Source organism: Citrobacter sp. wls714 (assembly GCF_005281025.1).
GTDB lineage: Bacteria > Pseudomonadota > Gammaproteobacteria > Enterobacterales > Enterobacteriaceae > Citrobacter > Citrobacter werkmanii.
Genome location: NZ_SZWZ01000041.1, coordinates 1 through 217, shown reverse-complemented (window position 1 = coordinate 217; position 217 = coordinate 1). Strand labels below are relative to the sequence as shown.

1 protein-coding gene is annotated in these 217 nt (G+C 55.8%); it reads right to left on the bottom strand.

Going from position 1 to position 217, the window contains the following annotated elements:
* The coding region (locus tag FDX11_RS10195) for a nucleoside transporter C-terminal domain-containing protein (RefSeq protein ID WP_305764237.1) at nucleotides 1–217 on the bottom strand (217 nt) is incomplete at both ends.

Below are 217 nucleotides of genomic sequence, written 5' to 3'. Positions count from 1 at the left end.
CCGATAAAGAAACCCGCTATGGTGGCGCTCATCAGGTTTGACAACGTTGCTGCTGCCAGCGCGCGCATTCCAAGCTGCGCGATTTCCGGAGCTCGCTGTGGCGCTATCGCCGAAAATGCGCCGACAACAACGCCAATCGAACCAAAGTTAGCAAACCCGCACAGCGCAAACGAAATAATCGCAATGGTCTTCACATCCAGTGCCCCGCCAGTTTGCA